Below are 22189 nucleotides of genomic sequence, written 5' to 3'. Positions count from 1 at the left end.
CACGCTGTTGAGTTCTCAAGGAACGGACGCTTCCTTTGTACTCACCCTCTCGGGCTTTCCTCCGGGCTTTTCCCTTCGGTCTTGCGTTTCCGACTTTATCAGACCGTTTCCGGTTCCGATTTCCTCGGTGCTTTCCAGGTTTCCGCTTTCGCGTTTCCCTTTCCGGCGGTTCCGACTTTATCAGAAGTTCCGGACCGGATTGACCGGCCGTTCTTTTCCGATTCATCGGGAGTGCGGCTTCTTTGAAATCGAAGTTTCCAGAAGCAGACAGACACTCACTGTCACCGACCGGACCAGATCCAGTTCTAGGCAACTGTTCGAATCTACCTCCCCGACCGGTCCGTGTCAACGGCTCCTGTGGGGCGAAGAGGAGACTAGCAGCTCAGCGGGAGTGACCGCACATCAGGCGGCTGTGGGCACCAGGGAGCTGCGCTCGGCCTCTTCGACGTCGCCCGTGTCCCCGGCGCGTACGGCGCGACCGCCCAGGACGTAGACGTACGTCAGGAACGCTCCTTCGGCGAGGATGCCGATGCCGATGCGGGCCCAGGTGGGGAGGCCCGACGGGGTGATGAAGCCTTCGATGGCGCCCGAGATGAACAGGACCAGGGCCAAGCCAATGGCCATGCCAACGGCTGCTCGGCCCTCTTCGGCGAGCGCTGTACGTCGGGAGCGTGGACCGGGGTCGATGAGGGTCCACCCCAGGCGCATCCCGGTGCCGGCCGCCACGAAGACCGCCGTGAGTTCGAGCAGGCCGTGCGGGAGGATCAGGCCGAGGAACGTGTCGAGGCGGCCCGCGGACGACATCAGGCCGATGCCGACTCCCAGGTTGAGCATGTTCTGGAAGAGGATCCAGAGGACAGGCAGGCCCAGGAAGACGCCCAGGACCAGGCACATCGCGGCGGCCTGTGCGTTGTTCGTCCAGACCTGTGCGGCGAAGGCCGCCGCCGGGTGGCTGGAGTAGTAGGTCTCGTACTCGCCACCGGGGCGGGTGAGTTCCCGCAGTTGGCTCGGGGCCGCGATGGAGGACTGCACCTCGGGGTGGGTGCCTATCCACCAGCCCAGGAGGATCGCCACCACGGTCGACAGCAAAGCCGTAGGGACCCACCAATGGCGTGCTCTGTAGACCGCGGCCGGAAAACTGTGTCCCAGGAAGCGTGTGACATCGCGCCAGGAGGCGCGACGGGTTCCTGTGACCGCACTACGCGCGCGGGCCACCAGTTGGCTGAGCCGGCCGGTGAGCTGGGGGTCCGGGGCGCTCGACTGGATCAGGGAGAGATGGGTGGCCGTGCGCTGGTACAGCGCGACGAGTTCGTCGGCCTCGGCGCCGTTGAGGCGACGCCTGCGGCGGAGCAGCGCGTCGAGGCGGTCCCACTCGGCTCTGTGGGCCGAGACGAAGACGTCGAGGTCCATCTGGTTGCCTGCTCCTCGGCTGCTCGTCGACCACTGATCCTGGGATCAGCTTGTCGTACTGGGGCACGATGTGCCCTCAGCTTGGCAGACTGGCTGTTCCAGGGGCAGGGCAGGGGAAGGGCGGCAGGCGTGAGTGAGCTGGTGACGGGCGAGGCGGTGGCGCTGGAGTTGCGCCCCGCGAGACTGCCCAGCAGGGCGCTGGCGGTGCTGCTCGATCTGATCGTGGCCATCGCCGCCTACACCGGCGTCACCGTGGTGCTGATCTTTTCCGCGGGATCTTTGGACGACGCTGCGCAGATCGCGCTGTCGATCGCGGCCTTCGTGCTGGTGCTGGTCGGCGGGCCCATAGCGGTGGAGACGCTGAGCCACGGGCGCTCGCTGGGGAAGCTGGCGCTCGGTTTGCGCGTGGTGCGGGACGACGGCGGGCCGATCCGGTTCCGGCACGCGCTGGTGCGCGGCGCGATCGGGGTGATCGAGATCCTGATGACGTTCGGGGTCGTCGCCTGTATCGCCTCGCTCGTCTCGGCGCGTGGCCGACGGCTCGGCGATGTGTTCGCGGGCACTCTGGTCGTACGGGAAAGGGTGTCCGCCGGGCAGACGGCGTTCGTGCCTCCGCCGCCGCCGTGGTTGACGGGGCGTTTCGCGGAGCTCGATCTGTCCGCCGTTCCCGATGGGCTGTGGCTGGCGATCCGGCAGTACCTGACGCGGATGCAGCAGCTGGATCCGCAGGTCGGCTGGGCCATGGCCGAGCGGCTCGCGGCGGACCTCGTGGCGCGTACGGGGGCTCCGGCTCCGCAGGGGGTGCCGCCGGCCGCGTATCTGGCGGCTGTGGTGCAGGAGCGGCAGGCGCGGGATGTGCGGCGGGCCTTCGGGAACGGCGGGCCCACACCCGGCGGCGGGGTCAGGCCCGGAGCGCGTGTGCCGGGAGCCTTCGGCCACTCGGCGCTCCCGCCGTCGCCGGCTCCGCAGCAGCAGGGGTACGGCGCCACTCCTCCGGTCCGGCGTGACCCTGCGGCGGCTCCGGAAGCCGGTCGAACCGTAACCAGCCCCGAGCCGTCGGCGCCGCAGAACCCGGCGCCCGCCGAGCCTCGTCCCTCCACCGGGTTCGCGCCGCCCGCCTGACGCAGCTCAGCCGCGTCGCGGCAACCGGCCCTGAACATCGCCGCTCAGCCGAAGACGGAGGGCGGCGACTCCAGTTCCTCCAGCTCGATGCCGGGTGCCGCGAGGACCACGTCCCCGGCGATGTGCACGGCGTGCTGCTCGCCCGTGTCCAGGGCTGTGACCTGGTATTCGTCCACGGTCAGGGGGCCGTTGTCAGTGCCGTGTGTTTCTCTTTTCAGCAAGGCCCAGGACTGGTCCACGGTGCGGGGGGCGAGGACCGGTTCCGTGAGGCTGACCAGGCGGACGCGGGTCGCGGACGTGGAAGGGGTGAGGCGCAGGAGACGGGTGGTGGCGATGAGGAACGCGGGGGAGGTGCCGGTGAAGGCGTGCGCGCGGACATTGCCTTCGGTGGCATCGGTGCCGGTGGGGTCGGTGCGGACCCAGGTGACGCCGTCGAGAGCGGCGCCGCGCACCTGCCAGCTCGCCGCGTGGAGTTCCAGCCGGATGGGGCGGCCGAGTTCGTCGAGTGTGAGGTCGACGGAGCCGCTGTGATCGCCGGAGGGGGCGGTGAGCTGGGAGACATAACGCCAGCCGGACGGGCCGGGGGCGCACTGGAAGTGTTCGTCAGCGAGGGGGGTGTGATCGTGCGGATCGTGGAGCGAATAACGGCCGCGGGGCATCGGGGTCCTGGGTCTTGACGGGCCGGTCGGGCCGACGGAACCAAAGGGGCAGGCCCCCGGCACGGGGGTGCGGGGGCCTGCCTCGGAGGATCTGCTGCTGAGTCCCTGCCGCTGAGGCCGCGTCAGTGCACGGACGCGGACACAGCGGGCGGGGTCACAGCCGGCGGGGTCGCCGGCTCAGTAGCGGTAGTGGTCCGACTTGTACGGGCCGTCGACCTCGACGCCGATGTACGCGGCCTGCTCGGGGCGGAGCGTGGTCAGCTTCACGCCGAGCGCGTCCAGGTGGAGGCGGGCGACCTTCTCGTCGAGGTGCTTGGGCAGCACGTAGACGTCGGTCGGGTACTCCTCGGGCTTGGTGAACAGCTCGATCTGGGCCAGGGTCTGGTCCGCGAAGGAGTTGGACATCACGAACGAGGGGTGGCCCGTGGCGTTGCCCAGGTTCAGCAGGCGGCCCTCGGACAGCACGATGAGGACCTTGCCGTCGGGGAACGTCCAGGTGTGGACCTGCGGCTTGACCTCGTCCTTGACGATGCCCGGGATCTGCGCGAGGCCGGCCATGTCGATCTCGTTGTCGAAGTGGCCGATGTTGCCGACGATCGCCTGGTGCTTCATCTTGGCCATGTCCGCGGCCATGATGATGTCCTTGTTGCCGGTCGTGGTGACGAAGATGTCGGCCTTGTCGATGACCTCGTCCAGCGTCGTGACCTGGTAGCCGTCCATCGCCGCCTGGAGCGCGCAGATCGGGTCGATCTCGGTGATGATCACGCGGGCGCCCTGTCCGCGCAGGGACTCCGCGCAGCCCTTGCCCACGTCGCCGTAGCCGCAGACGACCGCGGTCTTGCCGCCGATGAGGACGTCGGTGGCGCGGTTGATGCCGTCGATCAGGGAGTGGCGGCAGCCGTACTTGTTGTCGAACTTCGACTTGGTGACGGCGTCGTTCACGTTGATCGCCGGGAACAGGAGGGTGCCGTCACGGTGCATCTCGTAGAGACGGTGCACGCCGGTCGTGGTCTCCTCGGTCACGCCGCGGATCTCCGAGGCGAGTTGGGTCCACTTCTGCGAGCCGTCGGAGATGGTGCGGTTGAGGAGTTCGAGAATGACGCGGTGCTCGTCGTTCTCGGCGGTGTCGGGCGAGGGGACCTTGCCGGCCTTCTCGTACTCGACGCCCTTGTGGACGAGGAGGGTGGCGTCGCCGCCGTCGTCCAGGATCATGTTCGGGCCGCCGGTGGGGGTGTTCGGCCAGGTCAGCGCCTGCTCCGTGCACCACCAGTACTCCTCCAGGGTCTCGCCCTTCCAGGCGAAGACCGGGATGCCCTGGGGGTTCTCGGGCGTACCGTTCGGGCCGACGGCGATGGCGGCGGCCGCGTGGTCCTGGGTGGAGAAGATGTTGCAGGACACCCAGCGGACCTCGGCGCCGAGGGCGACCAGGGTCTCGATCAGGACGGCGGTCTGCACGGTCATGTGCAGCGAGCCCATGATCCGGGCGCCGGCCAGCGGCTGGGCCTCGGCGAACTCGCGGCGGATGGACATCAGGCCGGGCATCTCGTGCTCGGCGAGGGTGATCTCCTTGCGGCCGAACTCGGCCAGGGAGAGATCGGCGACCTTGAAGTCCTGTCGGTTGTCGACAGTCGTCATGGAGATGTGCTCCTCGGGGTTGGGGCGAGGTGGGAACGGCTGGTCTGCGCGGCGGCGGACACAGGGGTGCCCGGAGGAGGGCACAGGAATGCCCGCGTACGCGCAGCGCAGTCCGTCGGAGGCCCTCTCTCCCTCGGTCGGTCCGCGGTGGGACCGCCCGACCGCCATCAGCAGCGACGTCTGGCTCTCACCCAAGCTACACCGGTGGACCCGACCGCCCCCAGCCCGCCTCCGGACGGATCAAGCCGAACTCGAGCGGACGCCAGGTGTCGGATCGGGTTTCCGGGGGAGCTGCGACACGATGCCCGAACGCGGTGGGCGGAGCGGAGTGGACGACGGCGACCTGGGACTTCCGTGTCTTTGGGTCGGGCGTCGGATGTTGCAGGATGCACGGAGATCAGGAGTCTCTGGTCGATCTTGCGGGACGTCCGGGACGGCGTTCCGCGCGACGAAGGTGTTAGGAGAACGACGTGACGAGTACGGCCGGCCCTCCCCCCACGGGCCGCGGCGAAGGCGAGCGGCAGCGGTTGAAGCTGCTCGCGGTGACCGCGTGCCCGACCGGCATCGCCCACACGTACATGGCCGCGGAGAAGCTCGCGCAGGCCGCCGCGAGCCGCGGTATCGACATGAAGGTGGAGACGCAGGGTTCCATCGGGGCTGAAAACGTCCTCGATGACAACGATGTCAGCACCGCGGACGGTGTGATCGTCGCCGCCGACAAGGACGTGGACCTGAGCCGTTTCGCCGGCAAGCGGGTCCTCGTGGTCGGGGTCGCCGAGGGCATCAGGCATCCCGAGCGGCTGATCGAGCAGGTGCGGTCGGCGCCCGTGCACACGGCGGGCGGTACGGCCGCGGCGGCTGCGGCGCCGGGCGGCAGGGAGCGGAGCGTCGCGTACAAGGCGCTGATGAACGGGGTCAGTTACATGATCCCGTTCGTCGTGGTCGGCGGGCTGCTGATCGCGGTCTCGCTGTCGCTCGGCGGCCACCCGGACCCCTCGGGCGGTCTGGTCATCCCGAAGGGCTCCTTCTGGATGGACGTGAACAACATCGGCGTGATCGGTTTCACGCTGATGGTGCCGATCCTGTCCGGCTACATCGCCTACGCGATCGGCGACCGCCCCGCGCTCGTGCCGGGCATGATCGGCGGCTGGATCGCCAACACCGGTTCGCTGTACGACTCGAAGGCCGGCGCCGGATTCATCGGGGCGATCGTGACCGGGTTCCTCGCCGGGTATCTGGTGCTGTGGATCAAGAAGGTCCAGGTCCCGAAGTTCGTCCAGCCGATCATGCCGATCATCGTGATCCCGATCGTGGCGACGACGGCGCTGGGGCTGTTCTTCATCTACGTCATCGGGAAGCCGATCTCGTGGGTGTTCGAGCACCTCACCAGCTGGCTCGGTGGGATGACCGGCACCAGCGCGATCCTGCTCGGCACGATCCTGGGGCTGATGATCGCGTTCGACATGGGCGGGCCGGTCAACAAGACGGCGTTCCTCTTCGGCGCGGGGCTCATCGCGACCGGCAACCAGTCCGTGATGGGAATGTGCGCCGCCGCGATCCCGGTGATGCCGCTCGGCCAGGGCCTGGCCACGTTGATGCGGCGGCGCCTCTACACCGAGCAGGAGCGGGAGACCGGTCTGGCCTCGCTGTTCATGGGCTGCTTCGGCATCTCCGAGGGCGCGATCCCGTTCGCGGCGGCCCGGCCCGCGCAGGTCATCCCCGCCAACATGCTGGGCGGCGCGGTCGCCGGTGCGGTCGCCGGGCTCGCCGGGGTGAAGGACGCGGTGCCGCATGGCGGACCGATCGTGGCGGTGCTGGGCGCGGTGAGCGGCGTACCGATGTTCTTCGTGGCGGTCGCGATCGGTACGGCGGTCACCGCGGTGACGACGGTCGCGCTGGTCGACGTGAGTGAGCGGAAACGGCGCGGGTCCCCCGACCACGGGGATGGCACGGGCGAACCTGAGCAGCTTGCGTTGGTCGGGGCAGCGGTCGGGGCCGGGGTCGGGTCCCGGGGCGGGTCCGGAGTGCCGGGCGCCGGGGTCGTCGTAGCGGAGCGGGCTTCGCGTGGGGGCACGGCTGCGGGCGGTGTGGTCAGTACGGGCGGGTCGGGCAGGTCGGACAGGTCAAGTGCGGGGCCTGCGGCTGGCGTTGGGGCCCGGGTGGGCGATGACTGGGCCGACTCGGGGCTGGGCAACTCGGGGCTGATCGACTCCGGTTCGGCCGGCTCGGGCTTGGCCGACACTGACCTGGCCAAGGCCGACCTGGCCTACGGCGACTCGGCCGACGCAGGCTCGACCACCGATGCCGACTCGGTCAACTCCGGCTCGGCCGACGCCGAAGGCACCCCCGGTTCCGATTCTGGTTCCGGCTCCGCCTCCCGCTCCCCCGCCGCGATTCCCGACCCGGAGATCCACCCCGGAATTTCCCCCGAGGCTCTCCCTGACGATGTCCCGGAAGTCCTCTCCGGCTATCTCATCGCGCAGACCGTCAAGGTGCGGCTCGACGCGGACGGCAAGGAGGGTGTGATCCGGGAGATGGCCGGGCTCCTGGCGCGGACCGGGAAGGTCGTGGACGTCGAGGAGTTGGTGGCGACCGCGTTGCGGCGGGAGGCGCAGGGGACGACCGGGCTCGGGGAGGAGATCGCGATTCCGCATGCCAAGACGGATGCGGTGAGTGCGCCGGTCGTCGGGTTCGCGCGGTCGGCGGAGGGGGTCGAGTGGGGCTCCCTGGACGGTACGAAGGCCCGGCTGGTGTTCATGATCGCCGTGCCGGAGGCGGCGGCCGGGGACGAGCATCTGCGGATTCTGGCGCTGCTGTCACGGAAGTTGACGGATGCCGGGTTCCGGGAGCGGTTGTCGGCGGCCGAGGACGAGTCTGCGGTGCTCGGTGTGCTGAGCGAGGTCGGTTAGGACCGGACCCTTCCGGCGGATCGTGTCGCAAAGGCTGGACCTGGCACGCCTGTCTGCGGCGATGATCAGGGCCCGGGCCGCCGAGTGCCTGTGGTCTGTCCGCGGAGGGGTCGCAGCCGGTGCGGATTCGTGCCTCTCGTGGGGCGTGGGCCCGCACCGACCGTTCACGGACGCCCGCTACCCTCGCCCCCGCGGAAGTGCCGCATGGGGAGGGAAACGATGTCGGGCAAGGGGCGGGGACTGGGGGTCGCGGCTGTCGTGGTGGGGCTGTTGGGGGTGGCGTTGACGGTCGGCGCGTTCGCGTACGGGCGGAGTTCCTACGGCAGCTCCACCATCAGCAGTCAGAGCATGACGCCGACGTACAAGCCGGGTGACCGGATCATCTACGAGCAGCTCGACGGCGGTGACGTGCACCGCGGTGACGTCGTGCTGTTCTCGGCGCCGGACCGCTACGGGTCCAGCGCGAGCGTGATGCAGCGGGTCGTCGGGGTGGGCGGGGACCGCGTGGTGTGCTGCACGGGTTCGGGCACGGCCGCGCGGATCACCGTGAACGGCAAGCCGCTGGCGGAGCCCTATGTGAAGCAGGGCGATGTCGACGGCGTGCACAAGACGTACGACGTGACGGTCCCGAAGGGGCGGCTGTTCCTGCTCGGTGACAACCGGGCGGACTCGATGGACTCACGTTTCTTCGCGAGCGACCACGACGGCACCGTGGCCGAATCCGCCGTGCGGGGCCGGGTGACCGACGACCGTACGGTCGCCTCCGGCATCGGCGGGGCCGTCATCGGCGGAGTCCTGCTCGCGCTGGTCGGGATCGGCCTGGGGATCGCCGCGTTCGTCGTACGGCGGCGGCAGCGGGCGGTGCCGGTGGCGCCGTGGCCCGTGCAGCGGGTCTAGCCGGGGCGGCGGGGCCCGGCTGACGTCTCGGCGGGCCCCGCTGCCGTAGCGGTGAACGGAGTCAGTGCTCGGCGGGGTGCTGGGCCGGGCCTCCGGGGGTGGCTTCGCGGTCCGGGCCCTTGGTGGCTTCGGACTCGCTGTAGATGTCGGGTTCGAGGTAGATGACCCGGGCGATCGGGACGGCCTCGCGGATGCGGGCTTCGGCGGCGTTGATCGCGGTGGCGACCTCGGCGGCCGTGTCGTCGTGCTGGACGGCGATCTTGGCGGCGACGAGCAGTTCCTCGGGGCCGAGGTGGAGCGTGCGCATGTGGATGATGCCGGTGACCGTGTGGCCGTCGACGACGGCGGCCTCGATCTTCTGGACGTCTTCGAGGCCGGCGGACTCGCCGAGCAGCAGGGACTTCGTCTCGGCGGCCAGCACGAGGGCGATCAGGATGAGCAGGATGCCGATGCAGAGGGTGCCGATGCCGTCCCAGACGCCGTCGCCGGTGAGCAGGGCCATGCCGACGCCGCCGAGGGCGAGGACCAGACCGATGAGCGCGCCGAAGTCCTCCAGGAGGACGACCGGCAGCTCGGGGGCCTTGGCGCGGCGGATGAACTGGGACCAGGAGTGCGTGCCCCGCAGTTCGTTCGACTCCTTGATGGCCGTGCGGAACGAGAAGCCCTCGGCGATGATCGCGAAGAGCAGGACGCCCACCGGCCAGTACCAGTGCTCCAGTTCGTGCGGGTGCTTGATCTTCTCGTAGCCCTCGTAGACGGCGAACATGCCGCCGACGGAGAAGAGGACGATGGAGACGAGGAAGGCGTAGATGTAGCGCTCGCGGCCGTAGCCGAAGGGGTGTTGGGGGGTGGCCTCGCGCTGGGCCTTCTTACCGCCGATCAGGAGCAGTGCCTGGTTGCCGGAGTCGGCGAGGGAGTGGACGCCCTCGGCGAGCATCGAGGACGAGCCGCTGAAGGCGAACGCGACGAACTTCGATGCCGCGATCGCGAGGTTGGCGCCGAGTGCCGCCACGATCGCCCTGGTGCCGCCTGACGCGCTCATGTGTTCGCGGTGTCCCTTCGCCTTCGTACGTCTCCATCGGACGTCTGCCCCGGATGGGCCGTCCAACGTCTTTGCCCGCCCTTTGCCGGTGAGTCATTCTTGCAGCCCTGCCCGGCGACGGCGCGTCAGGTATCCACAGGCCCGGTCATACGATCACAGTGGCCCGGAACAGGGTCCCCACGCCGGACACCTCGGCCGGGTCGCCCGCCGGGACGAACACCGACTGGCCGGGTCCGAGTTCGAACTCCCCCGCCTTCACCGAACCGGCGGTGCACAGCAGGATCTGCGGGGTGTCGAGGGTGAGGTCGTGGGCGCCGGTGCCCTCGGGGAGGACGTACCGGGACAGCCGGAACTCGTCGATGGGGGTCTCGTAGACCTCCTCGCCGTCCGGGGACGCCTCGGGGCGCAGTACTCCGGGGTCACTCGCCTCGAAGTTGACGATGCGCAGGAGTTCGGGGACGTCGACGTGCTTGGGGGTGAGGCCGCAGCGCAGAACGTTGTCGGAGTTGGCCATGATCTCGACGCCGAGGCCGTTGAGGTAGGCGTGCGGGATGCCGGCGCCGAGGAACAGGGCCTCGCCGGGCTGGAGTCGGACGTGGTTCAGGAGCATGGCCGCGATCACGCCGGGGTCGCCCGGGTAGTGGTGGGCGATGTCGGCGTAGGGCTCGTACTCGCCGCCGAGGCGGGTGCAGGCGGTCGCCGCCGCGGTGACCGTGTGGCGCATCTCCTCGGGGTCGGCGGTGAGGATCGCCGTGAGGACCTCGCGCAGGGCGGCTTCCTCGGGGTGTGCGTGGAGGAGGTCGACGTAGGGCTTCAGGGAGTCGACGCCGAGGCCGGCGAGCAGGTCGGCGGCGCGCAGCGGGTCGCGGAAGCCGCACAGGCCGTCGAACTCCGTGAGCGCGCAGATCAGTTCGGGCTTGTGGTTGGCGTCCTTGTAGTTGCGGTGCGGGGCGTCCACGGGGATGCCCCGGCGCTCCTCGTCGGCGTAACCCTCCTTGGCCTGCTCCAGGTTGGGGTGCACCTGGAGGGAGAGGGGGGCGCCGGCGGCGAGGATCTTCAGCAGGAAGGGCAGCCGGGGGCCGAACTTCGCGACCGCCTTGTCGCCCAACTCCCGCTCCGGAGCTGCCTCGATGACCTCGACGAGGGTCCCGCGCGCGGTGCGCGAGGGTGCGCCCGGGTGGGCCCCCATCCACATCTCCGCCTGCGGTTCACCGCTGGGCTCGACGCCGAGCAGCTCGGGGATGGCGGTGGTGGAACCCCAGGCGTAGGGGCGGACGGTGTTGTCGAGGCGGTCCATGCGGGTCTCTACCGGTTCTCTCTGCGTACGACCTGGGTATGACGCGGATTCGCGCCACGTACGTCGGTGTACGGCGGTCAGGGCTTCGACGACAAGATCAGGCGCCCGAGGCGAGCGCCAGGTAAACGGCGGCGAAATCCGTCATGGCGATCAGTTCCGCGAGGGTCTCCAGCTCGCCGCCCTCTTCCGGCTCCAGCTCGCTGATCGGCGTGTCGTGGCTGAGGGCCAGGTCACGGGCGGTGGGCGCGGCGGAGAGGCCGCCGATCGGGCGGTCCCGGAGCAGCACCACGCGTGCGTGCAGCGCGGGTGCCTCCTCCACGCGGTCGCGGAAGAAGTCGTCGGGGTCGGCGCTCGCGGCGAGCGGTCCGGCCAGCAGGGCGTTGTGCTCGGCGAGCGCCTCGGGCAGCTCGGAGACGAGCGCGGGGCGGCCGGCCAGCTCCGCGAGCGCTGCGGCGAATCGGCGGCCCGCCGGACCGGCCGACGTGCCCTCCGTCCAGATCACCGGGAGCGAGTCGGCGAGTTCGGAGGCCAGGGTCTTGGCCGGGTTGCTGTACGTCGCGATGGCGGGCCCGCAGCGCTCGGCGACCTGGTCGAGCCGGTCGGCGACCTTCTCCAGGGCCTCCGGGGGCGCGCTGAGCAGCCCGGTGCGGTCCAGGATCGCGAGCAGCGGGGTGAGCAGCGCCCAGAGGACTCCGGGGGCGGAGGCGGCGAGGGGTTCGTCGTGTTCGTACGGTGCGGTCGCCATCGGTACGAAGAGGCCGTGGGCGCCGTCCACCGCCTCGGTGAGGGGGCTGCGGCTCGGGGCCACGGCGACGACGGTGCAGCCGCGGCGGTAGGCCTGCTCGGCGAGGAGGGACAGGCCGGGTTCGCTACCGTCCGGGGTGGTGATCAGCAGGAGGTCCACCGAGCCCGCCCAGCCCGGGAGTTCCCAGCGCAGGGCGCCTGCCGCGGGGGCGACGCCGGTGGGCGCGAGGCGGGCGACGGGGCTGCCGGCGCCGGCGAGGGTGCCGAGCAGGTCGGCGACGCAGGTCGCGGCGGCGCCGGGGCCGGCGATCAGGATGGCGCGGGGGCGGCCGTCCGGTTTCAGGTCGTGGACGCCTGCCTCGGCGGCGTGCCGGGCGGCGGTACGCACCCTCGCACCGGCTTCGGCGGCACCGCGGAGCAGGGCTCGGCGGTCGGCCTCGGCCAGTGCCTCAGGGGTGTCGAGCAGCGATTCGTCGAGCATGGGCGGCAGCCTCCGAACGCGTCGTCGTCGGTTACGCGGGGTGGCGGGCCTCGTCGACGAGGAGGACGGGGATGCCGTCCCGGACGGGGTAGGCCAGGCCGCAGTCCTCGCCGGTGCAGATCAGCTCGGTGTCCTGCTCCTTGAGGGGGGCGTGGCAGGCCGGGCAGGCCAGGATCTCCAGGAGGCCGGCTTCGAGCGGCATGGGTTCCCTCCGAGGGCGAGTGTCTACGACGGCGTGCGGATGTGCCTGGTCAGGTTACCGCCGGTGGTGAGTGAGCGCGGGGGTTGGGGCAGCCGGGCTCTGGGGGCGCGCCCCTCGGGCCCCTTCGGCCTGGACGGTCTCGTCCTCAGGCGCCGGACGGGCTGGGACATCGACCGGCGCCTAGGGACCTGCCGTCCGCGATCACCCCCTGATGATCCCCAGCACCTCATCCCGCACCTTCGTCATCGTCGCCTCGTCCCGTGCCTCCGCGTTGAGCCGGAGCAGGGGTTCCGTGTTGGACGGGCGGACGTTGAACCACCAGTCGGCGGAGGAGACGGTGAGGCCGTCGAGGTCGTCGAGGGTGAGGTCGGACTGGTTTCCGTAGACGCCGCGGATCGCGGCGAGGCGGGCCTGCTGGTCGTCGACCGTGGAGTTGATCTCGCCGGAGCCGACGTAGCGGTCGTACTGGGCCACGAGGGCGGAGAGCGGGCCGTCCTGGCCGCCGAGCGCGGCGAGGACGTGGAGGGCGGCCAGCATGCCCGTGTCGGCGTTCCAGAAGTCCTTGAAGTAGTAGTGCGCGGAGTGCTCGCCGCCGAAGATCGCGCCGGCCTTCGCCATCTCGGCCTTGATGAAGGAGTGGCCCACGCGCGTGCGGACCGGTGTGCCGCCGTTCTCCTTGACGACCTCGGGGACCGACCAGGAGGTGATCAGATTGTGGATGATCACGCCCGTGCCGCCGTTCCTCGCCAGCTCGCGGGAGGCCACCAGGGCGGTGATCGCGGACGGGGAGACCGGGTCGCCGTGCTCGTCGACGACGAAGCAGCGGTCCGCGTCGCCGTCGAAGGCGATGCCGAGGTCGGCGCCCTCCTCGCGGACGCGCGCCTGGAGGTCGACGATGTTGGCCGGGTCGAGCGGGTTGGCCTCGTGGTTCGGGAACGTGCCGTCCAGCTCGAAGTACATCGGGACCAGGGTGAGCGGCAGGCCGGCGAAGACGGTCGGGACGGTGTGACCGCCCATGCCGTTGCCCGCGTCGACGACGACCTTCAGGGGGCGGATCGAGGTCAGGTCGACGAGGCCGCGGAGGTGCGCCGCGTAGTCCTCCAACGTGTCCCGCCGGGTGATCGTTCCCGTCGGCCCTGAGACCTCCGGGGCGTCCGAGTCCAGCCAGGACTCGACGAGTTGGCGGATCTCCGCGAGGCCGGTGTCCTGGCCCACGGGGGCCGCTCCCGCCCGGCACATCTTGATGCCGTTGTACTTCGCGGGGTTGTGCGAGGCCGTGAACATGGCGCCCGGGAGGTCGAACGCGCCCGACGCGTAGTACAGCTGGTCCGTCGAGCACAGGCCGATCTCGGTCACGTCGACGCCGCGCGCCGCCGCCCCGCGCGCGAAGGCCGCGGACAGGCCCGGGGACGAGGGCCGCATGTCATGTCCGGTCACGATCGCGCTCGCGCCGGTCACCTGGACGAAGGCCGCTCCGAACAGCTCGGCCAACGACTCGTCCCACTGGTCCGGGACGACGCCCCGTACGTCGTACGCCTTCACGAGCTGTGACAGATCAGCAGACACGGCCAACCCTCCAGAAAGTTCCATCGGTCGCCCCAAACTACCCGTCGGCACCCACATCACGACGTGCGGTAACCGAGCCGTCCACAGACTCTTACCTGCGATCGAGGCGGCGGCGTCGGCGAGTTGGGTGGGGAATCGTTGAACGAACGCCTCGCTGATCATCGGCGTCGTTGAACGAACGCCTCGCTGAAACGACGTGAACGAAGGGATCGTTGAACGAACTCGCGGACCGGCGCGGTCAGTTGTCCGGGGAGCGCAGGACCCGCAGGTGGCCGCGGCGGGCGACCTCCATGGGGTCCGCCGTGCGGGCGCCGCCTCCGCCGCCGGCCTCGGCCGCGCGCTCCTGGGGGCGGGCCGCCTCGCGGACGGCGTTGGCGAGCGCCTCCAGGTCGTCACCGCTCGGGCGCGCCGGAGCGGAGCTGTCGAGGAGGCGGACGACTTCCCAGCCACGGGGCGCGGTGAGGCGCTCGGAGTGCTCGGCGCACAGGTCGTAGCAGTGGGGTTCGGCGTAGGTGGCGAGCGGGCCGAGGACCGCGGTCGAGTCGGCGTAGACGTACGTCAGCGTCGCGACGGCGGGGCGGCCGCAAGCGGTGCGCGAACAGCGACGTACAGGGCTCACGACGTTGGACGGTACCGCACTCTTGAGCGGGCCGCGACGACTCTCCCCCAGGTCACCCCACCGTGTCGGGCTGTGAGACGCCCCACACACCCCACCGGCAACACGCCCCTGACCTGCGCGGACTCCACCTCTCGGGATCTCGGACGGGGCCGGACCCGGTCATCACTCGGCACAAACACCGTCAATTGCCTTGAGAGCGACGGTCTCGGAGACATACGGAATCGAGCCCAACCTTGGCTGGAATGGTCATCCGGCGACATGCCCCACAGAGCGTCCGACGGCGGGTGGAGGCGGGCGGGCGGACCCGGCGGGGACTACGCTTCACCGGTGATGGACACCCCCGTACCGCCCTCCGCCGCCGGACCCGGGCCCCGCCGCCGCGATCGTCACGGCCGGGGCATGCGCGGCCCGATCGCACCGCCGCAGGTCCCGCTCGCCGCGAGCCGGGCCGAGGCGTTCGCCGATCTGGTGCAGGACTCCGTGGAGCGCCTGGAGCGACGCTGGCCGCAGTTGGCCGACATCGATTTCTTGGTCCTGGAAGTCCCTCGACTGGGTGGCCCCGGCGAGGGCTGGAACGACGAGTCGGTGCCCCTGGGGGGCACGATCGCCGCCCGTGAGGGGCAGCCCGCGCGCGTGGTGATCTACCGGCGCCCGGTCGAGATCCGCACCAAGGGGCGCGACGAACGGGCCGCCCTCGTCCACGAGATCGTCGTGGAGCAGGTCGCCGAACTGCTGGGGCTCACCCCGGAGACGGTCGATCCGCGCTACGGGGAGGACTAGCCTCCCCACGCGCGTGTGCTCCGTGCCGCTACTTCTGGAGCACCGACAGGTCCTCGTCCGTCCGGGGTACCGACACCGTCCCCCGGTCGTCGGGGAGCGTCTGGATCGTGAAGCCCGGTACGCCCTCCTCGGTCGCCGACAGCGTGCGGGCCGCGTACACCGGGCCGCCCGACTGCGGTTCGAGGGTCAGGGCGTAGGTGCCCTTCAGGCCCGCGGGGACCGGGAGTTCGACGTCCTCGGTGGTGCCGGCCTTGATCGTGTACGTCTTCGAGACGGGCGTACCGCCGCCGCTGCCCGCGGACGCGGTGACCTTGACCGTGGCGGTGCGGGTGGGGGCGACCAGGGACAGCGTGGAGCCCTTGGCGCTGTTGTCGGCGGACGTGGCGCGCTTGCCGACCGGGCTCGTCGCCGGGATGAACGCCGTCTCCTGCTTGCCGCCCTTGCCGCGTACGACCTTCAGGGCGGCGACGACCGGCACGGACTGGTCGGTCGGGGTCAGGACCAGGGAGCCCGGGTCGCCGCGTGTGACGTCGCCGAGGTCGACGGCGGTCGTCATGCCCGCCTTGACGTGCACGGTCTCGTGTCCGGCCGGCGTGATCATCCCCGTGGGTGAGGACAGCCGCACCTTCAGGTCGGCGTCCGAGTCGCCCGGTGTGAAGGCGATCAGGCGCACGGAGGTGGCGTCCTTCGGGATGCCCGGCATGACCAGGCTGCCCGCCGGGTCGGTGGCGGCGGCCAGCCAGTCGCCGCCGAGCTTGGAGTCGAGGGCCTGCACGGACGCGCCGACCCGGCCGCTGCGCACGCTCACGTGCACCGTCAGGTCGGTCTCCTGGTCGTCGGTGAGCGTGGACAGCAGGATCGGCTCGCTGGCGTGCGGCTCGACCGTGATGCCCTCCCCCACCGTCGACTTGAGGTCGCCGTCCTTGCCGTAGAGCTGGATGTCGACGACGGCGGCGGAGTCGTCCGGGTTGGTGAGGTGCACGTAGTCGGTGCGGCCCGCGGCGGTGGCGGCGCCCGGGAACCAGAACTCGGTGTCCGGGGCGGTGCAGTTGACGCCCTGGAGGCCGCGGCCGTTGCCCGCGGCGACCTCGGTGGTCTCCTGGACGGTCCAGCCGGGCGCGTACTTGCCCTCGGCGGTGCCGAGCAGGGCGGGCGCGTCGGCGCCCGAGCTGTCGCCGGTGGCCGGGGTGCCGGGGGCCTTGGGCTCCAGGACGGGCTTGGCGGGCTTCTTCTTGCTGCTCGTGCCGTCGCCCGACTCCTCGGTGACGGACTGGAGCCCGGCCTTGCCGCTGCTGTCCGTGCCCTCGGTGACGGGCGTGAAGGACGTGTACGACGTGTCGGCGAGGTCGGAGGTGCTCGGCGCCGGGCAGAGCAGGCTGGTGCGCTCCACGGGCAGCACGGCGGCCGACGTGGAGGTGGCGGCGCCGGACGCGGCCGGTGCCTTCATCTCGGCGAACCCGGTGACGGCGGCGAGCGCGACCACGCCGGCGAGGAGGGAGAGGGCGGGGCGGTTCACTGCTGGCTCCCGTCGGGGCGCTCACTGCCGTGCGGATGCTGCTGGTCAGGGTTGTAGTTCGGGTCGTACGCCGGGTCGTAGGTCGGGTCGTAGCCCTGGTTCTGGTCGTAACCCTGGTCGTACGTCGGGTCGTAGGCCGGGGCCGGGGGCTGCTCGCCGTAGGCGTACGGGTCGTACTGACCGCCCTGGTAGGGGTCCGCCTGGTACGACTGGTCGTAGCCGCCCGCCGGGTACTGCTGCTGGTCGGCCTGGTACTGCTCGCCGCCGTAGGTGCCGTACTCGGCGCCCGCGTAGCTCGCCGCGTCCCACTCGCCGTAGGACTGCTGCTGCGGGATCGCGGCGACGGCCTCCTCCTCCGGAGGAGGTGTGGCGCCCGCGGCGAACGCGTCGAACTGCCCGGTGTCCGCGGGGTCGTCGGTCCGGTCGGTGGAGTCGGCATCGGCCTCGGCCTGGGCGCGCAGGCGGCGGGCCCTGCGGCCCTCGCCGGCGACGGCCTGGGCGGGGATCAGCTCCTCCTCGGGGAGGTCGTCGTCGACGTCACGGCGGCGGCCCGGGAGGGCCAGCACGACTAGGACGAGGGCGAGCGCGCCCTGGGCCCACAGCCAGGCGGTGTGCCCGATCGGGTCGTCGTAGGTGACGTCCAGTCTGCCGCCGGAGTCGGGGAGTTGGAAACCCTGGGCCCAGCCGTCGACCGTGGTGCGGGTGAGCGGCTTGCCGTCCAGGGTGGCCGTCCAGCCCGCGGCGGCGGAGTCGGCCAGGCGCAGCACGCGGCCGGTCGTGCCGGACGGGATGGTGGTGTGGATGTCGACGGGTCCGGCGGCGACGGGCTTGGGGGCGGCGGACCCGGCGACGATCGCCGCGCGGGAGACCTGCGCGTTCACCCGCCACAGGGCGCTGCCGTCGGCCTGGCTGAGCCTGCTGAGGCCGGGGGTGGCGTCCAGGACGCGGCTGATCTCGCGGGGCGCGCCCTTGTGGACGAGGACGTAGCGCACGGCGAAGCCGCCGAGTTCGTCGGCCTGGTCGGCGCCGGAGCCGGCGACGAGGTTGGCGACGACCTTGTCCAGCTTGGTGTTCTCGCCGTCGGCGGCGGCGAACTCGCCGTCTCCCATGCGGGCGCCGGAGCCGCGCACCAGCACATAGCCGACGTGCGCGGCGGAGTCGCTGTCGAGGACCAGCGTGCGGGCCTGGTCCCGGGTGCCGCTCTCCTCGGCGACGAACGCGGGCACCTGGGTCGGGTCGTGGCGCTCCAGGGGGCCGTCGGCGCCGCGGATCATCCAGCCGGCGGCGATGAGCAGCGGGCCCGCCGCCGAGGCGAAGGCGATCAGCACGGCCACCGGCTGGCGCCAGCCGAAGCTCTGCTCGGCGACACGCGCGCGTGCCCCGTCGGCGCCGAGCGCGGCGGCGGCGAGGAGAGCGAGGCCGTAGACGAGGGTCGCGGGGCCGGCCCAGGTGGAGCTGTTGGACAGGACGGCGAAGACGAGGCCCACCAGGGCGACGCCCCAGGCCGTCCGGATGCCGAACTGGCGCTCGCTGCGCAGCAGGGCGGCGAGGGCGGCCAGGACGATGCCCACGAGCATCAGGCCGCTGACCGTGCCGGGGCCGCCCGGGCTGGCGCCGAGCAGGTCGAGGGGCGACGCGGACCCCGAGCCGAACTCGATGCCGGCCTGCTGGAAGAAGCCGAACGGGAGCAGGGTCAGCGACCAGGGCGCCAGGACCAGCAGCGGGGTGCCGAACTGGGCCAGGAAGCGCGGGGCGTAGCCGACGAGGTCGCCGCGGCGCACGGCCAGCAGGGCGACGCCCAGGAGGAGCGTGATGGGCCAGATGATCGGCGTGAAGGCGGTGGTGACCGTCAGGAGCAGGGCGTACGCCCAGGTGGCGCGCCAGCTGCCGCGGGCTCCGGAGGAGTGCGTGAGGCCGCTGGCCGCGATGCCCGCGCGGGCCGTCAGCGGGAGCAGCACGGCGAGGACGGCGGTGCCGATGCGGCCGCCCGCGAGGGCGCCGGTGGCGGCGGGCAGGAAGGCGTAGACGACGGCCGCCCACGCGCGCAGGAGCCGCGACTCGACGAGCGGGCGGGACGCGAAGTAGGCGGTGAACCCGGCCAGCGGGACCGAGGCGACCAGCAGGACCGTGACCGCGACGCCGGTGGAGCCGAAGAGCAGCGAGGAGAGCATCGCGACGAGCGCGAGGTACGGCGGCGCGGACGGGGTGCCGCCGGCGCCGACCGGGTGCCAGGAGTCGAGGAAGCGGGACCACAGCTCGCTGGAGTCGCCCGGGGCGGGCAGCAGCGCGCCGCCGGTGAGGGCGCCGCCGCCGAGCAGGTCGCGGCAGGCGACGAGCGAGACGAGCAGCAGCACCAGGAAGAGCACCGGGCCGGGCTTGCGGGCGATGCGCTTCACGCGCGCGAACTGCTCGATCTCCAGGAAGTCCGCGTCGTCGCCGCCGGGTCCCGACTCGACGGCGCCGCCGTGCCGGCCGGCTCCGGAGGTGATCTCGGGGTCGGAGGTGTCGGCGAAGCTTCCGGCGACCTGTTCGAAGGTGGCGCGGACGGTCGCGCCGGGCGGCGGGAACAGGGGCCTCAGTTCGGCCTTGTCGATCTGGGCTCCGGCGCGCCTGCGCCGTCCGGCGAGGATTCGCTCGGGGCGCAGCAGGGTGCCCAGGAGGCCGCGGATCTCGTCGAGGGCCTGTCCGGGGACCTTGCCGACGAGGTTGGCGACGGTCCGCAGCAGTGTGCCGATGACGACCCTGAAGAGGACCCAGGGCAGCACGGCCGTACGGCTGTTGACGAGCAGGGTGTAGACCGCGCCGGCCTTGTCGACCTTGTGCGGGGAGGCGACGGTGCGGCCCGCGCAGTCGACCGCGCGGCGCTCGCGGGAGGCCGCCTCGGCGTGCCGTACGACCGCCTCGGGGGCGACCAGGACGCGGTGGCCGGCGGCGGTGGCGCGCCAGCACAGGTCGACGTCGTCACGCATCAGGGGCAGCCGGCGGTCGAAGCCGCCGAGTTCGTCGAAGATGTCGCGCCGGATCAGCATGCCGGCGGTGGACACGGACAGCACGGGCCGTACGTGGTCGTGCTGGCCCTGGTCCTGTTCGCGGCGGTCGAGGCCGGTCCAGCGGCGGCCGGAGTGGGCGATGGTGACGCCGACCTCCAGCAGCTGCCGCCGGTCGTACCAGCCGCGCAGCTTGGGGCCTACGACGGCGACGTCCTCGCGGCCCAGTTCGTACTCCTGGTCCACGACTCGCAACAGCTGGGCCAGGGCGTCGGGTTCCGGTGCGGAGTCGTCGTGCAGCAGCCAGAGCCACTGGACGGGTTCGCCGTACGGGAGCTCGGGCAGGTCGTAGGCGTCGTCGCGCCATGTGCGCGTGACGGGGTCCCAGCCGCTGGGGCGCTTGAGGTACGGCAGCTCGTCCGGGGTCAGCAGGGGCGACGTGCGGTTGGCCTCCTCGACGGCCTGGCCGAAGCCGGTGCGCCGGGCGAGGTGGAGCACGCGGTCGGCGCCGAGGGCGTCGGTGACCAGCTGGGCGGACTCGTCGGCGCTGCCGGTGTCGGCGGCCATGACGCTCTGCACGGGGCGCTCCTGGCCGAGCAGCCCGGCGAGCGCGTCGGGCAGCCAGCGGGCGCCGTCGTGGGAGACGAGCACCGCGGTCACCACGTGACGCGGGAACTCAGGAGTGGCAGCGTCGTGTTGGCCTGCCGTGTGGCTGTGCACGGACATCGAGGTACGGGCCCCGGTTCGATGGACTGCGGTGGACGCCCGCGTCCCGAGGGGACAGCGGTACGTCTCGGACGAGCGCCCACACTATCGGCTGGGCATGACGACGGCCCGCCGCCTGTGGATAACCCAGCTGCGACGGGCCGTTCGGTACGTCCCGAGGTATGTCCCGAGGTGCGCCGTCCCGCTTCAGACGGCGGCCTTCTTGAGCCGGCGGCGCTCCCGCTCGGAGAGACCGCCCCAGATACCGAAGCGTTCGTCGTTGGCGAGGGCGTACTCGAGGCATTCGGAGCGGACCTCACAGGCGAGGCAGACCTTCTTGGCCTCGCGGGTGGAGCCGCCCTTCTCGGGGAAGAAGGACTCGGGGTCGGTCTGGGCGCACAGCGCGCGCTCCTGCCAGCCGAGTTCCTCGTCCGCGTCGTCGACCAGCAGTTGCTGCACCAGCTCGGTCATGTGCGCCCCTCGTCCGTCTTTCGCGTCCCCGTGATGTGGCCGCCGTTACCGATGTCGGCTAAACGACACGAGTGAAATTACAAGTGTGCTGCTCCGGGCGAGTCAAGCCGAGATCTGCTATTGGGTCCCTTATTCACTCTGCGGAACCAAGGCCTAGCGGAAAGTGTTCAAATCGGCATAAACCTTGACAGGCAGAGGAGACCCCCCGAGCACCGCCTACCCCGAGATGGAGCCTGTACGGGGGAGGACGCCCAGGAGTTCGATCTCGTTCCACTGGGGTGTGTGCGCCCGGTTGTGCGCCATGTGTCCCGGTAGGAGCCTGAACAAACCTTTCAGCGCGGAGATGGACCGGATGGGGTGAACCCTGTCCCACATCCCGGGCGTCGAGTTGACACTGCGGGTGTGAACCGCTGTCCTTGTGGGCATGCTCGCGAACTCGGCACTCACCACGACCCGCTCAGCCGGGTCCCTCGGTGCTGCCCACGCTCGCTGTAGCTGTTGTTGCTGTTCCGGCTGTTGAGCCCACGCGCTCCGGCCCTGCCTGCTCTCTTCATTGGTGACACCCAGCCCCCGCCGTTGCTCACTTACGCCGAGGAACCACCGCACCCCCATGAACAGCGACAGCGACCTCCAGATCGCCGGCGACATCCTCGAAGTCCCGCACCTCCTCCAGCCGCCGCGCGAACACCCGGCCACCGTGGCCGAGTTCGTCGGCCTGGCGCGCTCCGTCGCCGCCGACCGCGCCCAGTGGGAACACCTCGTCGAGTACGACGCGACGACCCGCTGGTACCACCGGCTGAGCACCGGACCCGGCTACGAGGTGTGGCTGCTGTCCTGGGTGCCCGGACAGGGCAGCGGACTGCACGACCACGGCCCCTCCTCCGGTGTGCTGACCGTCCTGGACGGCACGCTGACCGAGCGCACCGAGCGGGGCACGCGCGCGTTGGGGGCGGGCGCGCAGCGGGTGTTCGCGCCGGGGTACGTCCACGAGGTCGTCAACGACACCCTCGAACCGGCCATAAGCCTGCACGTCTACTTCCCCGGCCTGACCGAGATGCCGATGCACACGGCGTGCGCGGCGCGCGCCGGGTCCGAACCGGTGGACGCCGTGACCGCCTGACCCGATGCGGCGACTGCCTGCCGCGTT

18 protein-coding genes are annotated in these 22189 nt (G+C 71.3%); 6 read left to right on the top strand and 12 right to left on the bottom strand.

Going from position 1 to position 22189, the window contains the following annotated elements; translation table 11 throughout:
• The coding region (locus ACIRB1_RS31435) for a hypothetical protein (protein ID WP_403467755.1) at positions 1–246 on the top strand (246 nt) is incomplete at its 5' end.
• Between the two features lie 156 nt (positions 247–402).
• Here the strand turns inward: ACIRB1_RS31435 and ACIRB1_RS31430 are convergent.
• On the bottom strand, positions 403–1410 hold the full coding sequence (locus ACIRB1_RS31430; RefSeq protein WP_403467754.1) for a stage II sporulation protein M: 1008 nt from the start codon (positions 1408–1410) through the stop codon (positions 403–405).
• A 129-nt stretch (positions 1411–1539) separates the two neighbouring features.
• Here ACIRB1_RS31430 and ACIRB1_RS31425 point away from each other — a divergent pair, with 129 nt between their 5' ends.
• On the top strand, positions 1540–2532 hold the full coding sequence (locus tag ACIRB1_RS31425) for an RDD family protein (RefSeq protein ID WP_403467753.1): 993 nt from the start codon (positions 1540–1542) through the stop codon (positions 2530–2532).
• A gap of 44 nt (positions 2533–2576) precedes the next feature.
• Here ACIRB1_RS31425 and ACIRB1_RS31420 read toward each other — a convergent pair whose 3' ends face one another.
• Both ACIRB1_RS31420 and ahcY read right to left on the bottom strand, forming a co-directional pair.
• Positions 2577–3191, bottom strand: coding sequence for a hypothetical protein (locus ACIRB1_RS31420; protein ID WP_352186044.1), 615 nt, complete (start codon positions 3189–3191; stop codon positions 2577–2579).
• 177 nt (positions 3192–3368) lie between these two features.
• On the bottom strand, positions 3369–4826 hold the full coding sequence (ahcY, locus tag ACIRB1_RS31415) for an adenosylhomocysteinase (RefSeq protein ID WP_352186045.1): 1458 nt from the start codon (positions 4824–4826) through the stop codon (positions 3369–3371).
• A 470-nt stretch (positions 4827–5296) separates the two neighbouring features.
• Here ahcY and ACIRB1_RS31410 point away from each other — a divergent pair, with 470 nt between their 5' ends.
• Together ACIRB1_RS31410 and lepB are read left to right on the top strand one after the other, a co-directional pair.
• On the top strand, positions 5297–7735 hold the full coding sequence (locus tag ACIRB1_RS31410; protein WP_403467752.1) for a fructose-specific PTS transporter subunit EIIC: 2439 nt from the start codon (positions 5297–5299) through the stop codon (positions 7733–7735).
• A gap of 219 nt (positions 7736–7954) precedes the next feature.
• On the top strand, positions 7955–8632 hold the full coding sequence (lepB, locus tag ACIRB1_RS31405) for a signal peptidase I (RefSeq protein ID WP_403467751.1): 678 nt from the start codon (positions 7955–7957) through the stop codon (positions 8630–8632).
• A 61-nt stretch (positions 8633–8693) separates the two neighbouring features.
• On the opposite strand, the gene ACIRB1_RS31400 is transcribed toward lepB, so the two are convergent.
• The 6 genes from ACIRB1_RS31400 to ACIRB1_RS31375 all read right to left on the bottom strand — a co-directional run bounded on the left by ACIRB1_RS31400 (position 8694) and on the right by ACIRB1_RS31375 (position 14583).
• Complete coding sequence (locus tag ACIRB1_RS31400; protein ID WP_403467750.1) at positions 8694–9674, bottom strand: cation diffusion facilitator family transporter; 981 nt, start codon at positions 9672–9674, stop codon at positions 8694–8696.
• A 145-nt stretch (positions 9675–9819) separates the two neighbouring features.
• On the bottom strand, positions 9820–10971 hold the full coding sequence (gene manA, locus ACIRB1_RS31395; RefSeq protein ID WP_352186049.1) for a mannose-6-phosphate isomerase, class I: 1152 nt from the start codon (positions 10969–10971) through the stop codon (positions 9820–9822).
• Between the two features lie 97 nt (positions 10972–11068).
• Positions 11069–12196 carry an SIS domain-containing protein gene (locus ACIRB1_RS31390; protein WP_352186050.1) on the bottom strand — a complete coding sequence of 376 codons (1128 nt, stop codon included), beginning with the start codon at positions 12194–12196 and terminating at the stop codon, positions 11069–11071.
• A gap of 31 nt (positions 12197–12227) precedes the next feature.
• Positions 12228–12398 (bottom strand): Trm112 family protein, encoded by a 171-nt coding sequence (locus ACIRB1_RS31385; protein WP_019072213.1) that lies wholly within the window; start codon positions 12396–12398, stop codon positions 12228–12230.
• A 201-nt stretch (positions 12399–12599) separates the two neighbouring features.
• Positions 12600–13964, bottom strand: a complete 1365-nt coding sequence (locus tag ACIRB1_RS31380) for a phosphomannomutase/phosphoglucomutase (protein ID WP_352186051.1) — start codon at positions 13962–13964, stop codon at positions 12600–12602.
• Between the two features lie 238 nt (positions 13965–14202).
• A complete protein-coding gene (locus tag ACIRB1_RS31375) occupies positions 14203–14583 on the bottom strand; it encodes a DUF3499 domain-containing protein (protein ID WP_329554580.1) in 381 nt (126 codons plus the stop codon).
• A 330-nt stretch (positions 14584–14913) separates the two neighbouring features.
• On the opposite strand from ACIRB1_RS31375, the gene ACIRB1_RS31370 reads away from it, so the two are divergent.
• Positions 14914–15363 (top strand): metallopeptidase family protein, encoded by a 450-nt coding sequence (locus tag ACIRB1_RS31370; protein ID WP_352186057.1) that lies wholly within the window; start codon positions 14914–14916, stop codon positions 15361–15363.
• A 28-nt stretch (positions 15364–15391) separates the two neighbouring features.
• Here the strand turns inward: ACIRB1_RS31370 and ACIRB1_RS31365 are convergent, their stop codons facing one another.
• From ACIRB1_RS31365 to ACIRB1_RS31355, 3 genes are all read right to left on the bottom strand, one after another.
• On the bottom strand, positions 15392–16879 hold the full coding sequence (locus tag ACIRB1_RS31365) for a DUF5719 family protein (RefSeq protein ID WP_403467749.1): 1488 nt from the start codon (positions 16877–16879) through the stop codon (positions 15392–15394).
• On the bottom strand, positions 16876–20592 hold the full coding sequence (locus ACIRB1_RS31360; RefSeq protein ID WP_403467748.1) for a glycosyltransferase: 3717 nt from the start codon (positions 20590–20592) through the stop codon (positions 16876–16878). The genes ACIRB1_RS31365 and ACIRB1_RS31360 overlap by 4 nt, the downstream gene beginning before the upstream one ends.
• Before the next feature lie 186 nt (positions 20593–20778).
• Positions 20779–21042, bottom strand: a complete 264-nt coding sequence (locus ACIRB1_RS31355; RefSeq protein ID WP_003975777.1) for a WhiB family transcriptional regulator — start codon at positions 21040–21042, stop codon at positions 20779–20781.
• Between the two features lie 610 nt (positions 21043–21652).
• On the opposite strand from ACIRB1_RS31355, the gene ACIRB1_RS31350 reads away from it, so the two are divergent.
• Complete coding sequence (locus tag ACIRB1_RS31350) at positions 21653–22162, top strand: cysteine dioxygenase (protein ID WP_403467747.1); 510 nt, start codon at positions 21653–21655, stop codon at positions 22160–22162.
• Positions 22163–22189 lie beyond the last annotated feature (27 nt).

Source organism: Streptomyces sp. NPDC096013, assembly GCF_044763565.1.
Lineage (GTDB): Bacteria > Actinomycetota > Actinomycetes > Streptomycetales > Streptomycetaceae > Streptomyces.
Note: the sequence above shows the minus strand (reverse complement) of the source record. Positions and strands in the feature narration are given on the sequence as shown.

Coding starts and splice junctions, on each gene's coding strand:
- ACIRB1_RS31430 (WP_403467754.1), bottom strand. CDS start 1,410: ATGGACCTCGACGTCTTCGTCTCGGCCCACAGAGCCGAGTGGGACCGC.
- ACIRB1_RS31420 (WP_352186044.1), bottom strand. CDS start 3,191: ATGCCCCGCGGCCGTTATTCGCTCCACGATCCGCACGATCACACCCCC.
- ahcY (WP_352186045.1), bottom strand. CDS start 4,826: ATGACGACTGTCGACAACCGACAGGACTTCAAGGTCGCCGATCTCTCC.
- lepB (WP_403467751.1), top strand. CDS start 7,955: ATGTCGGGCAAGGGGCGGGGACTGGGGGTCGCGGCTGTCGTGGTGGGG.
- ACIRB1_RS31400 (WP_403467750.1), bottom strand. CDS start 9,674: ATGAGCGCGTCAGGCGGCACCAGGGCGATCGTGGCGGCACTCGGCGCC.
- manA (WP_352186049.1), bottom strand. CDS start 10,971: ATGGACCGCCTCGACAACACCGTCCGCCCCTACGCCTGGGGTTCCACC.
- ACIRB1_RS31390 (WP_352186050.1), bottom strand. CDS start 12,196: ATGCTCGACGAATCGCTGCTCGACACCCCTGAGGCACTGGCCGAGGCC.
- ACIRB1_RS31385 (WP_019072213.1), bottom strand. CDS start 12,398: ATGCCGCTCGAAGCCGGCCTCCTGGAGATCCTGGCCTGCCCGGCCTGC.
- ACIRB1_RS31370 (WP_352186057.1), top strand. CDS start 14,914: ATGGACACCCCCGTACCGCCCTCCGCCGCCGGACCCGGGCCCCGCCGC.
- ACIRB1_RS31360 (WP_403467748.1), bottom strand. CDS start 20,592: ATGTCCGTGCACAGCCACACGGCAGGCCAACACGACGCTGCCACTCCT.
- ACIRB1_RS31355 (WP_003975777.1), bottom strand. CDS start 21,042: ATGACCGAGCTGGTGCAGCAACTGCTGGTCGACGACGCGGACGAGGAA.
- ACIRB1_RS31350 (WP_403467747.1), top strand. CDS start 21,653: ATGAACAGCGACAGCGACCTCCAGATCGCCGGCGACATCCTCGAAGTC.